This is a genomic window from Arthrobacter sp. PvP103 (genome assembly GCF_017833075.1).
GTDB lineage: Bacteria > Actinomycetota > Actinomycetes > Actinomycetales > Micrococcaceae > Arthrobacter.
Genome location: NZ_JAFIBQ010000001.1, coordinates 3,057,426 through 3,070,517, shown reverse-complemented (window position 1 = coordinate 3,070,517; position 13,092 = coordinate 3,057,426). Strand labels below are relative to the sequence as shown.

General features: G+C 67.5%; 13 protein-coding genes. 9 read left to right on the top strand and 4 right to left on the bottom strand.

Translation table 11 applies throughout. The features are described from left to right. Positions 1-43 precede the first annotated feature (43 nt). Complete coding sequence (locus tag JOE41_RS14205; protein WP_011690480.1) at positions 44-724, bottom strand: NADPH-dependent F420 reductase; 681 nt, start codon at positions 722-724, stop codon at positions 44-46. 187 nt (positions 725-911) lie between these two features. On the opposite strand from JOE41_RS14205, the gene JOE41_RS14200 reads away from it, so the two are divergent. Together JOE41_RS14200 and JOE41_RS14195 are read left to right on the top strand one after the other, a co-directional pair. Next, complete coding sequence (locus JOE41_RS14200; RefSeq protein ID WP_011690479.1) at positions 912-1,520, top strand: TetR/AcrR family transcriptional regulator; 609 nt, start codon at positions 912-914, stop codon at positions 1,518-1,520. A 23-nt stretch (positions 1,521-1,543) separates the two neighbouring features. Then, positions 1,544-2,368, top strand: a complete 825-nt coding sequence (locus JOE41_RS14195; protein WP_209752718.1) for a DUF1684 domain-containing protein — start codon at positions 1,544-1,546, stop codon at positions 2,366-2,368. Between the two features lie 12 nt (positions 2,369-2,380). On the opposite strand, the gene JOE41_RS14190 is transcribed toward JOE41_RS14195, so the two are convergent. Together JOE41_RS14190 and JOE41_RS14185 are read right to left on the bottom strand one after the other, a co-directional pair. Continuing rightward, on the bottom strand, positions 2,381-3,613 hold the full coding sequence (locus JOE41_RS14190) for an acyl-CoA dehydrogenase family protein (protein WP_209752717.1): 1,233 nt from the start codon (positions 3,611-3,613) through the stop codon (positions 2,381-2,383). Continuing rightward, on the bottom strand, positions 3,610-4,401 hold the full coding sequence (locus JOE41_RS14185; protein WP_209752716.1) for an SDR family NAD(P)-dependent oxidoreductase: 792 nt from the start codon (positions 4,399-4,401) through the stop codon (positions 3,610-3,612). Before JOE41_RS14185 ends, JOE41_RS14190 begins: the two co-directional genes overlap by 4 nt. 131 nt (positions 4,402-4,532) lie before the next feature. Between JOE41_RS14185 and JOE41_RS14180 the strand changes: the two genes are divergently transcribed. The 4 genes from JOE41_RS14180 to JOE41_RS14165 all read left to right on the top strand — a co-directional run bounded on the left by JOE41_RS14180 (position 4,533) and on the right by JOE41_RS14165 (position 9,794). Then, positions 4,533-5,735 (top strand): glycoside hydrolase family 76 protein, encoded by a 1,203-nt coding sequence (locus tag JOE41_RS14180; protein WP_209752715.1) that lies wholly within the window; start codon positions 4,533-4,535, stop codon positions 5,733-5,735. 201 nt (positions 5,736-5,936) lie between these two features. After that, a complete protein-coding gene (locus tag JOE41_RS14175) occupies positions 5,937-6,992 on the top strand; it encodes an iron ABC transporter substrate-binding protein (RefSeq protein ID WP_011690474.1) in 1,056 nt (351 codons plus the stop codon). 22 nt (positions 6,993-7,014) lie between these two features. Further along, positions 7,015-8,607, top strand: a complete 1,593-nt coding sequence (locus JOE41_RS14170; protein ID WP_209752714.1) for an iron ABC transporter permease — start codon at positions 7,015-7,017, stop codon at positions 8,605-8,607. Next, a complete protein-coding gene (locus JOE41_RS14165; RefSeq protein ID WP_011690472.1) occupies positions 8,604-9,794 on the top strand; it encodes an ABC transporter ATP-binding protein in 1,191 nt (396 codons plus the stop codon). Before JOE41_RS14170 ends, JOE41_RS14165 begins: the two co-directional genes overlap by 4 nt. A gap of 56 nt (positions 9,795-9,850) precedes the next feature. On the opposite strand, the gene JOE41_RS14160 is transcribed toward JOE41_RS14165, so the two are convergent. Continuing rightward, positions 9,851-10,447 (bottom strand): YdeI family protein, encoded by a 597-nt coding sequence (locus tag JOE41_RS14160; protein ID WP_011690471.1) that lies wholly within the window; start codon positions 10,445-10,447, stop codon positions 9,851-9,853. 83 nt (positions 10,448-10,530) lie between these two features. Between JOE41_RS14160 and JOE41_RS14155 the strand changes: the two genes are divergently transcribed. The 3 genes from JOE41_RS14155 (at position 10,531) to JOE41_RS14145 (ending at position 13,020) form a co-directional block, all read left to right on the top strand. Then, positions 10,531-11,247, top strand: coding sequence for a hypothetical protein (locus tag JOE41_RS14155; protein ID WP_011690470.1), 717 nt, complete (start codon positions 10,531-10,533; stop codon positions 11,245-11,247). Between the two features lie 48 nt (positions 11,248-11,295). Continuing rightward, positions 11,296-11,835 (top strand): NUDIX hydrolase family protein, encoded by a 540-nt coding sequence (locus tag JOE41_RS14150; RefSeq protein WP_011690469.1) that lies wholly within the window; start codon positions 11,296-11,298, stop codon positions 11,833-11,835. A 108-nt stretch (positions 11,836-11,943) separates the two neighbouring features. Then, the gene (locus tag JOE41_RS14145) at positions 11,944-13,020 is read left to right on the top strand and encodes a DUF6707 family protein (RefSeq protein WP_209752713.1); all 1,077 of its coding nucleotides are present in this window, start codon (positions 11,944-11,946) and stop codon (positions 13,018-13,020) included. The last annotated feature ends 72 nt before the right edge of the window (positions 13,021-13,092 follow it).

Here is a 13,092-nt window from a genome sequence, read left to right as displayed (position 1 = left end):
TTTAGTAGGGGCCGCCGCCGGCCTTATCGGGAGGCACGCCGGCCTAGCGTGCGATCTTGAAGTTGAAGTTCGCGGTTCCCAGCGCACCCCAGAGCCGGATCCAGACCGGCAGGAGCATCTCGGCGCCGCGCGCCGTGGTGATGTCCCCCAGGTCGATCACGTCCTGGTGCCCAAGACTCTTGAGGAGGGTGGCCACCTCGGCTTTAGCCGCGGCGTCGTTGCCCGAGACGAACACGGAGTGGTCGCCTCCCGCGGCACGTCCGGGGTCGACCATCAGGCTCGCGTTCATGGTGTTGAGGGTCTTGACCACCTTGGCTTCGGGGAAAGTCCGCTGGATCTGCTCCCCGAGGCTGTCCGTGTTGACCGGGTTAAGGGTCGGGGGCATACCGTGCGAGAAGTCGAGCGGATTGGCGATGTCCACCAAGATCTTCCCGGCAAGGTTCTCCGCGCCGGCAGCGGTGAGGGCCGCGATGGAACTGGCCCCTTCGGTGGCGTTGACCACCAACTCGGCGCCTGCTGCGACATCGGCGAACGCAGCCAGGTGGACGTGGGGATGCTCCGGCAGCCACTGGCTGAAGGGCGGTGCGCCCATGGCGTCCGGCTCAGCGCGTGCCAGCGTGGCCTTCGGATCGCGGGTACCGATGGTTACTTCATGGCCAAGATCTGCCAGCGCCCCGGCCATGGTCCTGCCGACCGTGCCGGTTCCCAGTACAGCGATTTTCATGGCGTCCTCATTCTGGTCGAAAAGCGTCTCTACGGCTGCGTCTCAGTGCATGAGGCGCCCGGGTAGACAGGTCCGTCTACCAGTGAAGAAGACGCTATCAGACAGATCTGTCTACGGCAAGGATCCCTGCGGGCCAGCCGACGACTTGCGCGGGGCGCAGACAGACTGGTCTGTGTACCATAGAGTCATGACGACGCCAGCACCCGCACAGCAGGCTGTCCGAACGCCGGCCGGACCCGCCAAAGAGAAGATCCTGGCCACCGCTTTCAGGCTCTTCTACGCCCACGGCCTGCGCGCTGCCGGCATCGACACCATCATCGCCGAATCCGGAATCTCCAAGGCCACGTTCTACAAGTATTTTCCCGCCAAGGACGAACTAATCCTCGCCTACTTGGACAAGGTGGATGCCATCTGGACGGGACAGCTCCACGCTGCAGCGGAGGCCGCGGGCCCGGACCCTGCGGCGCAGCTTGCAGGGCTGTTCGATGCCCTCGCTTCCGCCTGCCGCCGCGACGGCTACCGGGGCTGCGCCTTCATTAACGCCGCTGCCGAGTCAGCGTCCGGGACGCGGGTTCATGACCGCACCGTTGCCCATAAGAAGGCCGTGCTGGCGTGGATGCAGGGGCTGGCCGCCGAGGCCGGCGCCGCACGGCCGGACCGGTTGGCACGAAGCCTCTCGCTGATTCTGGACGGCGGCCTGGCCAGCGGCGTGCTGGACGGGGACCCCGAAGCCGCCATCACCGCCCGGGAGGCCGCCTCCCAGCTGATAACCGCCAGCCTGGGCAACCCGGAGTGACCCGGACCAATGAACGAGGAACCATGAACACTGCTACTGACGCACAACTGGAACGCTGGAACCGGTTCCGCACCAACCGCAACAAGGCACTGGCCAGCGAGTACGGCTGGCTGACACTCACGTCGTTCCAGTGGCTGGAAAGCCGGCCCGCCGCCGTCGACCTCGTCCCTGGACTCTGGTCCACCGACGGAACGACGGCGTTCCTCACCGCGGCGGCGGCCGACGGACTGACGCTGGTGGCAACGGGCGAAGCCGTGGACGGCACCATTTCCGCCGCGCTGGCGGACGAGGAGTCGCTGATGTGGGTGCAGTACGGCGGCGACGACGGCAGGCAGGTGGTGGTGGAGCTGGCCATGCGCGCGGACAAGTACGCCATCCGAACCCGCGACTCCCGCTCACCGGTGTTTACGGAGTTCGACGGCGTGCCCTCCTTTGAGTACCGCCCCGACCTGGTGGTCGACGCCGAGTTCCGCCCCTATCCGGAGCCCGTGGATGTTCCGATCGGCACCGCGAACCCGCTGGTGGACGGCGTGCACCGCACCGTCGGCGAGCTGGTGTTCCGGCTTCCCGGCAAGGACCATGAGTTCCATCTGCAGGCCGAAGAGGAGAAGCTCGGCGCCCTGACCGTCACGTTCCACGACGAAACCAACGGGGACTCGACGGACGAGTGGCGCAAGGTGTCCACTGCCCGGCCCCGGCCGGACGGTTCAGTGGTTCTGGACTTCAACCGCGCCATCAACTATCCAAGCGCGTTCACCCCGTACGGGACCTGCCCCATGCCGGTGAAAAACAACAGCCTGGACTACCGGATCGAAGCCGGCGAGAAGGACCCGATGATCGCCGGCTGAGCGCGAACTGGCTCAGACGATCGCGGACACGCCGGTGACGGCGCGGCCCACGATCAGCGTGTTGATCTCGAACGAGCCCTCATAGGTGTAAATGGCCTCCGCGTCGGCGAAGATCTTGGCCATCCGGAAATCCGACACAATCCCGTTCCCGCCCAGGATGGACCGCCCCATGGCCACGGTTTCGCGCATCCGGGCGCTCGTGTAAGACTTCGCCAGCGCCACCTGGGCCATATCCGCGGCCCCATCCTGCTGCAGCTGGGCGATCCGGACCATCATGCCCATGCTGGCCACGGCGTTGCCCAGCATGGTCACCAGCTGCTGCTGGATGAGCTGGAATTTGGCCAGCGGACGGCCGAACTGCTGGCGTTCGACGGCGTGCTGCCGGGCAACGTCGAAGGCCGCCAGCTGCTGGCCCACCGCCTGCCATGCCACCATGATCCGGGACCCGCGGAGCAGTTCGTTGGTGTCCTCGAAGCTGCTGATGCCGGCGAAGCGGTCCGTCTCCGCAACCCGGACGTCCCGGAAGACAATGTCCGCGTTTTGCACCGTGCGCAGGGCGATCTTGTTTTCGATCCGGCTCCGGCTGACGCCGGGGAGGGCCGCGTCCACGATGAATCCCCGGATGGCGCCGTCGGCTTCGTCCCGGGCCCACACGAGCATGTAATCGCAGAACGTCCCGTTGCCGATCCAGCGTTTGGCGCCGTTGAGGATCCAGCAGTCGCCGCCGTCGTCCGCTCCCCCGGGAACACGCCGCGCCCGCGTTTCCATTCCGCCGGCCACATCGGAGCCGTGCTCCGGCTCGGTCAGCGCAAAGGCTCCGGTGGTGCGGAGGCTGGCGGCGTCGTCGAGCAGGCGGGCTTTCTGCTCATCGGAGCCGAACCCGTACAGGGATTCCACGAAGAGGTCATGGTGCACCAGGAAGAACGTGGCAATGGACGTATCCACCCTGGTGATTTCGGCAATCACCAGGCCCGCGAACAGGTGGCTGTAGCCGCGCTGGGCGGGGGCGCTCAGCTCGAGGGCGGCCAGTTTCGGCAGGATATGGGCGGGGAATTCGGCGTTGTTCCACCACTCCGTGGCGAACGGTGCGATCTCGGCCGCCAGGAATTTGCGCAGCTCCTCCAGCTTCCGCCGCTCCCGGTCGCTGAGCAGTGACTCGAACCCGAAGAAGTCGGCCGTTGGCAGCGAATCCACGTCATTCGCAGCCGGAGCCGCCGGCTGCACCGGGACCGCCGCCGGGGTCATTTCGGTCCCATCCGGATGGCGCCGTCGAGGCGGATGGTCTCGCCGTTGAGCATGGCGTTATCCACGATGTGCGCGGCCAGGCTGGCGTATTCGGCAGGCCTGCCCAGGCGGGACGGGTGCGGTACTTGCTTTCCCAGCGAATCCTGGGCTTCCTGCGGCAGTCCGGCCATCATGGGTGTCTCGAAGATGCCCGGCGCGATGGTGACCACGCGGATCAGGGACCGGGCCAGTTCCCGGGCGATCGGCAGGGTCATGGCCGCCACGGCACCCTTGGATGCAGCGTAGGCGGGCTGGCCGATCTGGCCGTCGAATGCGGCCACGGAGGCGGTGTTGATGATGACGCCGCGCTCCGGTCCGCCAAGTTCGGTCGAGACGGGCTCGGTGGCGGCCATGGCAGCGGCCGCCAGGCGGATCACGTTGAAGGTTCCCACCAGGTTGATCTGGATGACGCGGCTGAAAGTATCCAGCGGCAGCACACCGTCGCGGCCCAGGACCTTCCCCGGTGTGGCGATGCCCGCGCAGTTCACCACAATGCGCAGCGGCCCCAGCGCGACGGCGGCGGCGACGGCGGCCTGCACCTGCTCCTCGCTGGTTACGTCGGCAGGGACAAAGACGGCCGTTCCGGCCCCGCTGGCGGCGCTAAGCTCCGCCGCAAACGCTTCGCCACGCGACGACGGCAGGTCCACCAGCACCACCGATGCCCCGGCGTCGAACAAGCGCCTCGCCGTTGCAGCGCCCAGCCCGGATGCCCCGCCTGTAATGAGCGCGACAGTACCTTTGATGTCCATGCATCCTCCTTGATGTGGAACCGAACCCGGCGTAACGCTAGTTAATGAATGTTAACTGGAACAGGCGCAAACCGCACGTTGGGCGGCTGCCCTCGAGGGACGCGGCCGGACTCCCCCGCTAGGCTGGGACCATGACCTCTCCAGACGCCGCCGCACCCGCGGACTGGTCTGCCAGGGCCGACGAGGCCGCCCGGTCCGTGACCAGGATGTTCGGGCAGCGGCTCTTCTTCCTGCCCGGGACGCATATCGCGGCGATCGAACGTCCGTCCAGCCGGCTGAAGAACCTGAGGCGGCCATGGCACTACTGGTGGCAGGCGCACTATGTGGACTGCCTCGTGGACGCCGGCCGCCGTGAACTGGCGCGGGGTGCGAGGTTCGACGGCGGGAACCGGCCCAGTGCCGGAAGGCTCGCCTCGCAGCTGGTCACCGGCATCCGGCTGCGCAACTTCCTCACCTTCGTCAACAACTACTACGACGACATGGCCTGGCTCGCACTGTCCACCCTCCGGCTGGAGAAACTCGCCGAAGAGACGCGAAAGCCGGGCAGCCGGCGGCACGCCCGGATCCGGCAAAGCCTCACGCTGCAGTTCGACTCCGCCTCCACGGATGACCTGGGCGGCGGCACCTTCTGGAGTAAGAAAAGGGACTTCAAGAACACGCCCGCCACGGCTCCGGTGGCGCTCTACTATGCCCGCACCGGGAATGCGGCCAAGGCCCAGGCCCTGGTGGACTGGCTCCACGCCAAGCTGTTCGACCCGGCCCAGGGCATGTACCAGGACGGGCTGCGGATCGGCGCCGGCGGCGAAGTGGTGCTGGAAGCCGCCATTTACACCTACAACCAGGGCCCGGTCCTGGGAGCGCTGCTGGAGCTCGGCGGCCAGGGGAACCTTGACCGGGCTGCGGCCCTGGTGGACGCCGTGTCCCGCAACCTGACCCGCCCCGCCACTCTCGCGTCCGGCAGGACAGCCGCCGTGCTCCGCTGCGACGGAACGGGCGACGGCGGCCTGTTCACCGGGATCCTGGCGCGGTACCTGGCGCTGGCGGCAGTGGACGGACGGCTGCCCGACCGGACGCGCGCCATCGCGTCCACACTGGTTGCGGAGACCGCGCAGGCGCTCTGGGAAGGCCGCCGCGCCGTGGATCCGAAGGAACCGCTGGCGCGCCACGGCGCGCACCTGGTGTTCCCCCTGTTCCCCGAGACGCCGGCAGGCCGGTCGTATCCGGCGGGCGCCGCCGTCGAACTTTCCACCCAGCTGCAGGCCTGGATGGTGCTGGAGGCTGCCGCGGCGGTCCAAGCCGCCGGCCATGGCACGCGGCCCGGCGCACCGAACTGACTCCCGGGCGCCCCCACCGCCGGGCGCCCCTAATTAAGTCACGTAAAAGTTCCGTAATTGATGTGATCCTGATCACTTAAGGCCGCTTCAGCTTGGTTCCTTAGGTTTGGCTAACCTACAGTTTTTTGCAGTGAGCATGCCCTAACTTCCCCCTCACGCGGACTCCGGTCCACCGAGACTTTTTTCCAGAAAGAAGCCCCAATGAAGATCCGCACCAACGCGCTGGCAGGAATCGCACTCGCCGCCACCGCAGCCCTCGGCCTCGCCGCCTGCGGCTCCGGAAGCTCCACCCCCGCTGCAAGCACCGCCGCGGCCGACGGCAAAGTGTCCGGCGAAATCACCGTCTACAACGCCCAGCACGAAAGCCTGACCAAGGAATGGGTTGACGCTTTCACCGCGGAAACCGGCGTCAAGGTCACCCTTCGCCAGGGCTCGGACACCGAGATGTCCAACCAGATCATCCAGGAAGGCGCAGCCTCCCCGGCCGACGTTTTCCTGACTGAAAACTCCCCCGCAATGGCGCAGGTTGAGAACGCCGGACTGTTCGCGGACGTGGACAAAGCCACCATCGACCAGGTGCCTGCCGAGTACCGTCCCTCCACCGGCAAGTGGACCGGCATTGCAGCGCGCTCCACGGTCCTGGTTTACGACAAGGCCAAGCTGAGCGAAGACCAGCTGCCCAAGTCCATGCTGGACCTGGCCAAGCCGGAGTGGAAGGGCAAGTGGGCCGCTTCGCCGTCCGGTGCTGACTTCCAGGCGATCGTTTCGGCCCTGCTGGAGCTCAAGGGCGAAGCCGCAGCCGAGGAATGGCTCAAGGGCATGAAGGAAAACTTCAAGGCCTACAAGGGCAACAGCACGGCCATGAAGGCCGTCAATGCCGGCGAAGTCGACGCCGCGCTGATCTACCACTACTACTACTACGGCGACCAGGCCAAGACCGGCGAGAACTCCAAGAACGTCACGCCGTACTACTTCAAGAACCAGGACCCGGGCGCATTCGTCTCCGTCTCCGGCGGCGGCGTGCTCAACTCCTCCAAGAACGCGGCCGCAGCCCAGGCCTTCCTGAAGTTCGTCACCGGCAAGAAGGGCCAGGAAGTCCTGCAGAAGGGCACCTCCTTCGAATACGCCATCGCCTCCGACGTCCCGGCCAACGACAAGCTGGTTCCGCTGACGGAACTCCAGGCACCCACCGTGGACCCGGCCAAGCTCAACTCCGAAAAGGTCACCGAGCTGATGACCAAGGCAGGACTCCTGTAAATCAGTGCCAAATGGTAAATCAGTGCCAACTGACCTAGCGGCTCCGGACACTTCCGGAAGCACGACGACGGCGGGTAGGGGCAAGCGCCCCCGCCCGCCTTTCGGCGTTTCCGCGGTATCCGTCATTGCCGTCCTCATTGCCCTGTTCTCCTTGGTCCCGCTGGGGTATGTCATCGTGATGACGGCCGCCACGGGGTGGGACACCGCCGTCGGACTGATCTTCCGCGAGCGCGTAGGGGAGCTTCTCCTCAACACGGTCCTGCTGATGGCCGTCACCGTACCGCTCTGCGTGGTCCTGGGCGTGGGCGGGGCTTGGCTGGTGGAACGGACCACACTGCGGGGTCACAAATGGTGGGCCGTCCTGCTGGCCGCGCCGCTGGCCATCCCGGCCTTCGTCAACAGCTACGCCTGGGTTTCCGCCGTGCCCTCCCTGGGCGGGCTCTGGTCCGGTGTCCTGATCGCCACGCTGTCCTACTTCCCGCTGGTCTACATCCCCGCCGCAGCCACGCTCAGCCGGCTTGACCCCGCGATCGAGCAGTCCGCGGCGTCGCTGGGCCTGAGCGCCTGGCGCACGTTTTTCCGGGTGGTCCTCCCGCAGCTCCGCATCGCCATGACCGGCGGGGCGCTCCTGGTCTCGCTGCACCTGCTTGCCGAATACGGCGCGTTCGCGATGATCCGCTTCGACACGTTCACCACTGCGATCATGGTGCAGTACCAGTCCACGTTCAACGGCACCGCCGGGAACATGCTGGCCAGCGTACTGGTGTTCTTCTGCCTCATCCTGCTCCTGGTGGAGGTGCGGAGCCGCGGTACCGCACGCTACGCCCGGGTGGGCTCCGGCGCGCAGGCCAGGGCCCTCCGCCTGCCGCTCCACGCCTACCAGGCTCCGGCACAGTTCTTCCTGGCCAGCCTCACGGCCCTGGCCTTCGGCCTTCCGCTGACATTCGTCCTGCGGTGGATCGTCGCGGGCGGAGCGGACATCTGGGTGGCCGACGAATTCCTTCCGGCCCTGATGCAGACCATGGGCTACGGCCTGGCCGGTGCGCTGGCCACCACCGTGGTGGCGTTCCCCATGGCCTACCTCGCCGTGCGGCACCCCAGCTGGTTCAGCAAGGCGCTGGAGCTGTCCAACTACGTCACCAGCTCCATGCCGGGCATCGTGGTGGGCCTGGCCTTCGTGACCGTCAGCATCAGGGTTGCCCCCGGCTTCTACCAGACCACCGTGCTGCTTATCGCGGCCTATGTACTGCTGTTCCTGCCCCGCGCGCTGGTTAACATCCGGGCGGGGCTGGCCCAGGCACCCAAGGAACTCGACGAAGCCGCGCAGGCGCTGGGCAAGCCGCCGCTGGTGTCTTTTATCCGCGTCACGCTGCGGCTCACCGCGCCCGCTGCGGCAGGTGGGGCCGCACTCGTATTCCTTGCCATCGTCAACGAACTCACGGCCACCCTGCTGCTCTCCCCCAACGGCACACGGACCCTTGCCACAGAATTCTGGAGCAAGAGCAGCGAGATCGACTACGCCGGCGCGGCACCGTATGCGCTGCTGATGATCCTCATCTCCGCCCCCATGACCTACCTCCTCTTCCAGCAGTCCAAGAAAGTGGCCGGACAGTGACAGATTCCTACACTTCGCCTGATGCCCCCTCCAGGCTTCCGGAGCCGCGGATCGCCCCGTCGGTGGCGACCAGCACCAACAGCCACCTGGAGATCGAGTCCGTCACCAAGAACTTCGGTTCGCAGGCGGTCCTCAAGGGCGTCAACCTGTCCGTGGCCAAGGGCGGGACCACCGCGATCGTGGGCCCATCCGGCTCCGGCAAGACCACCCTGCTTCGCCTCATTGCGGGCTTCGAGCATCCCGACACCGGCAGCATTTCGCTCAACGGCGCCAAGGTGGCCGGCGAAGGTTTCTGGGTGCCGGCGCACAAACGCCATGTCGGCTATGTGGCCCAGGACGGCGCCTTGTTCCCGCACCTCACCGTGGGCCAGAACGTCTCCTTCGGCCTCAGCGCCAGCCGCCTCTCCGGCGGCCGGCGCGAGGTGGCGGCCCGCGTCGCTGAACTTCTGGAAATGGTGTCCCTGGATCCGTCCATGGCCAAACGCCGGCCGCATCAGCTCTCCGGCGGGCAGCAACAGCGCGTAGCCCTCGCCCGTGCCCTGGCCCGGGAGCCGGAGCTGATGCTGCTGGATGAGCCCTTCTCAGCGCTGGACGCAGGTCTCCGCGTCGCCACCCGCCGCGCTGTGGCCAAGGTCCTCAACGAGGCCGGCGTGACCACCATCCTGGTCACGCACGACCAGGCCGAGGCGCTCTCCTTCGCCGACCAGGTGGCCGTGATGCGCGGCGGCAGGCTGGCCCAGATCGGCAACCCCTTTGTGGTCTACACCCGCCCGGCGGACAGGGCCACGGCGGAGTTCCTGGGCGACGCCGTCATCCTGGACGCCTGGATGGAGGGCTCGCTGGCGACGTGTTCGCTGGGCGGCATTCCCGTGCGCAGGCCGCCGGCCCAGGGCCGCGTGCAGCTCATGCTGCGGCCCGAGCAGATCCGCATCGCCGAAGACGGCCCCATCCGCGGCGTGGTGGTTGATACGGACTACTTCGGGCCCGAAACCACTGTGCGCCTGAAACTGGCCGTGCCGCCGGAACTGGCTGCCGGCGCCGTCCCGGACCACCGTTTCCCGGGCGGCGGCGAAGTGATCACCATCCGGCACTGGAACGCCTCCATCGCGCGGCCTGGCATGGAGCTCTGCCTGCGCGTGGTGGGAGAGGCCGTGGCCTTCCCCGTGGACGAGGACGCCAGCGCCTGACGCGGGGTTTCTGATGCCCGCACCAGGCGGCCGGACGCCCGCTGCCCGGCGGGGCGTTAGCCGGCCGGGCGTTTCTTCTGCGGATAGGGCGTCTCGCCGCGGGCGAGCATATCCACGAATCCGGCAATCTTCCGTTCCCGGGTGGCTGCCTGTTTAACGGAGTTGGTGCGGTAGATCAGGGCGAAGCGGTTCACCGACGTCAGCACGTCGAACATGGCCTGTGCCCGCGGTTCGGCGGCGATGGCGGCGGCCAGGTCCGCAGGCACTTCGGCGGAGGCCGCTCCGGAATACGCCGCCTCCCAGCGCCCGTCCGCTTTGGCGGCTTCGACGGCGGCCCGGCCGGCTGCGGTCATCCGGCCCGCCGCTTCAAGCTTTTCGATGCGGTCCACGTTCCGCGCCGACCACACGCTCTTCGGTCCGCGGCGCGTCATCCGCTGGAAGGAGCTGTGGTCGTCGCGCCTCTTCCCCTGGCCGTCGATCCACCCGAAGCACAGCGCCTCCTGCAACGCCGCTTCATAGTCCAGCTCAGTGGTGTTGCCGCCCTTCTTGTGCAGCACCAGCCAGACGCCCGGGCTGGTGGCGTGGTGCTGTTCCAGCCAGGCGCGCCATGCGGCGGCATCCTTCACCAGCAGTTCCTCAAGTTCGATGGCCATGGCACCATTCTGCTACCCGGGACTCCGCAAACAAGGCGTGGCATCATGGCAGTGTCACCGTCATTCCTACTCCGGGAGATCCAATGCTGCGTGTCCGCCCCGTCCATTTCACCTCCCGCCCGGACCAATGGGAACAGCTCCTCACGGCGCTGGGAATGGTGAAGACCGTCGACGACGGCCCCTGGAAAGAGTACGACTCCGGTTCGGGCCGCCTGGCGCTGCACGCTGCCGAGGCCGGTTCCGCCGAGGACGGCACGACGTCGTTCGGCGTCGAAGTGGGCGACCTCGCCGAATTTGCCCGCCGCACCAACGCGGCCGGGATGGAGGAGGGCACGACGCCGGCCGAGCTGGTCGACGCCGACCACGGCGCCTCCTGCCGGATCACCGGCGAGGACGGCTTCAGCTTCTTCGCGGACAAAGCAGCCCACGGCGCCCAGTGCGCGGACGCCGATCCGGGGCTCGCCGTCGTCGAAATCTGGTTCACTCCGGACGCCGCAGCCGCAGCACAGACGCTCCGGAACATGGGCGCGCGGCTCCGGCCGGTGCCGGACAACGACGAAACCGCGGATTTCACCGCAAAGAATGGCGGTGTGCTGATGGTCCGCCCCGGCAGCGGCGCTCCGCGGTCCGGGCTGGGCTTCGAGTACACGGGCGAGCTGTCGGTCCTCCGGGACCGGCTGGCGGCCGCGGGCATCAGGACCACCATGACGGAGGAAGCATTCGGGCGGACCCTGCATGTGGCCAATCCGGACGCCACAGCCGGGGACGCCCCGGCGCTCTGGGTTTCTTCCCGTCACTGAAGGGCGGTCCGGCGCGGGGTTCTGACAGGGATGGGGTAGAACTTAAGCATGAACGTGCGCACTCCTGACCCGAACCCCGGCTGGCTGTCCGATGAGGACCTCTTCGAAGCCAGGGGCCGGCTTCCCATGGTTTACGTGGAAGCCGTACCCGTCCGCCTCGATCCCCTGGGGTTCGTGAACGAAGTCGGCACGCTGCTGCAGGCCGACGAGGACGGAACCATGATCCGCTCCCTCGTGTCCGGCCGCGTCCTCTACCGCGAAACCATCCGCGCCGCCCTGCTCCGTCACATGGAGAAGGACCTCGGCCCCCTGGCATTCCCGCAGCTGCCCATCAGCCCGGTCCCGTTCACGGTGGCCGAGTACTTCCCGGCACCGTCCCACACGGGATTCACCGACGACCGCCAGCATGCCGTTTCGCTCGCTTACATCATTCCGGTCACCGGTGAATGCGAGCCCCGGCAGGACGCACTCGAACTCACCTGGATGACCCCCGAAGAGGTCCTGAGCCCGGACGTGCAGCTGGAATTCAGCGGCGGCCGCGGGGTACTGGTCCGGCAGGCACTCGCGTTCGCGGGCGTCGGCAGCTAAGCTCCGCGGCTAATCCGGGGACGCTCGAAGGAACCCGGGCGTCCCCGGATTTGGGCAGGCTCCTTTGTAGACTGTAGGGCGGACCGCAAGAGAACTTAAGGACTCCCGATGACCCACCGCCCAGCCGCCCAGCACTACAACGAGCTCCAGGCTGGCTCTCTGCAGGCCGGCCACCTGCTGCTCCTCCCCGACGGCGAACGGTCCGCCGAAATCCAGAGCGTACTCGTTGAGGACGACGATTTCGGCACCCCGGCCGTAGTCCTCGCAACGCTCACCGGCGGCGGGATCCTTCGCATTGCGGCCGGCTCCACAGTGCTGGTGGCCGGCTCCGGTGCGGGCATGGAGGCCGCCTCCCCCGGCGGCACCGCAGCCAACGCCGGCGGCGAAGAGACGGCAGTTTCCGAAGAGTCCGACGCCGCCACCCCGCTTCAGCTGGTTGAGCCCCCCGCCGCCCGGGCAGAGTCCGCCGGGGAGGCCGCCGCCCCGGCGGCTCCCGCCGTCGTCGTACCTCCCCTTCCCGCCACCACTCCGGCCGCAGCCGCTGCGGCGGCGGCCGGTCCGAGTGCGGAAGAACTGGCACTGATCCCGGAGCCCGCGGGAACACCCGAGTCGGTGGTGGAGTCGGTTGCCTCGGCCCACCCGGACGCAGTGGGCGTGATGCTGCTCAGCGACCGCCTGGCCAAGGGCATCAACACCAAGTCCGGAAGCTGCCTCAAGGACCTCAACGACCTCGCCCACGAACTTTTCGTCGCGCTCAAGGATGCCGAGGGCGCCCTCGCCGTCGCAGACCTGCTCAACGTGCTGCCCTTTGACGGCAACCCTGGCCGCTGGACGTCCGTCGAGGCGGCACTGGCCCTCTCCAGCTACATCTGCCGGCAGACCGGGCAGGAGGAACGCGCCGAGGTGTATGAGAAGCTCCTCCGCGCCCCCGACGCGATGGAAACGGACCCGTTCAAGGCCCGGATGAATGCCAAGGTCCGCCAACGCTCGCTGAACGAACCCAATCTGTACGACAAGGAAATTTTCCGGGCCATCGACAACTCGAACCCGGACGCCGAACGCGAATGGCGGCTGCTGCGGCTTGAGGCCCTGATGTTCCTGCGGGCGCACGGGGGATCGGAAACCATCGGGCTAAAGGAACTGGAACGCCGGATCGGCAACGAGCTGGAGTCCGTGCGGGCCTGAGGCCCATCAGCGCCGGTCCTGGAGCCCGTTCCCGTTAGGCCCTACCCGGGCGGCGCCCGGAGTTGTAGATTC

Excerpts from the sequence above, each read along its gene's own strand:
- JOE41_RS14205 (WP_011690480.1), bottom strand. The coding sequence starts at position 724 with ATGAAAATCGCTGTACTGGGAACCGGCACGGTCGGCAGGACCATGGCC.
- JOE41_RS14200 (WP_011690479.1), top strand. The coding sequence starts at position 912 with ATGACGACGCCAGCACCCGCACAGCAGGCTGTCCGAACGCCGGCCGGA.
- JOE41_RS14195 (WP_209752718.1), top strand. The coding sequence starts at position 1,544 with ATGAACACTGCTACTGACGCACAACTGGAACGCTGGAACCGGTTCCGC.
- JOE41_RS14190 (WP_209752717.1), bottom strand. The coding sequence starts at position 3,613 with ATGACCCCGGCGGCGGTCCCGGTGCAGCCGGCGGCTCCGGCTGCGAAT.
- JOE41_RS14185 (WP_209752716.1), bottom strand. The coding sequence starts at position 4,401 with ATGGACATCAAAGGTACTGTCGCGCTCATTACAGGCGGGGCATCCGGG.
- JOE41_RS14180 (WP_209752715.1), top strand. The coding sequence starts at position 4,533 with ATGACCTCTCCAGACGCCGCCGCACCCGCGGACTGGTCTGCCAGGGCC.
- JOE41_RS14175 (WP_011690474.1), top strand. The coding sequence starts at position 5,937 with ATGAAGATCCGCACCAACGCGCTGGCAGGAATCGCACTCGCCGCCACC.
- JOE41_RS14160 (WP_011690471.1), bottom strand. The coding sequence starts at position 10,447 with ATGGCCATCGAACTTGAGGAACTGCTGGTGAAGGATGCCGCCGCATGG.
- JOE41_RS14155 (WP_011690470.1), top strand. The coding sequence starts at position 10,531 with ATGCTGCGTGTCCGCCCCGTCCATTTCACCTCCCGCCCGGACCAATGG.
- JOE41_RS14150 (WP_011690469.1), top strand. The coding sequence starts at position 11,296 with ATGAACGTGCGCACTCCTGACCCGAACCCCGGCTGGCTGTCCGATGAG.
- JOE41_RS14145 (WP_209752713.1), top strand. The coding sequence starts at position 11,944 with ATGACCCACCGCCCAGCCGCCCAGCACTACAACGAGCTCCAGGCTGGC.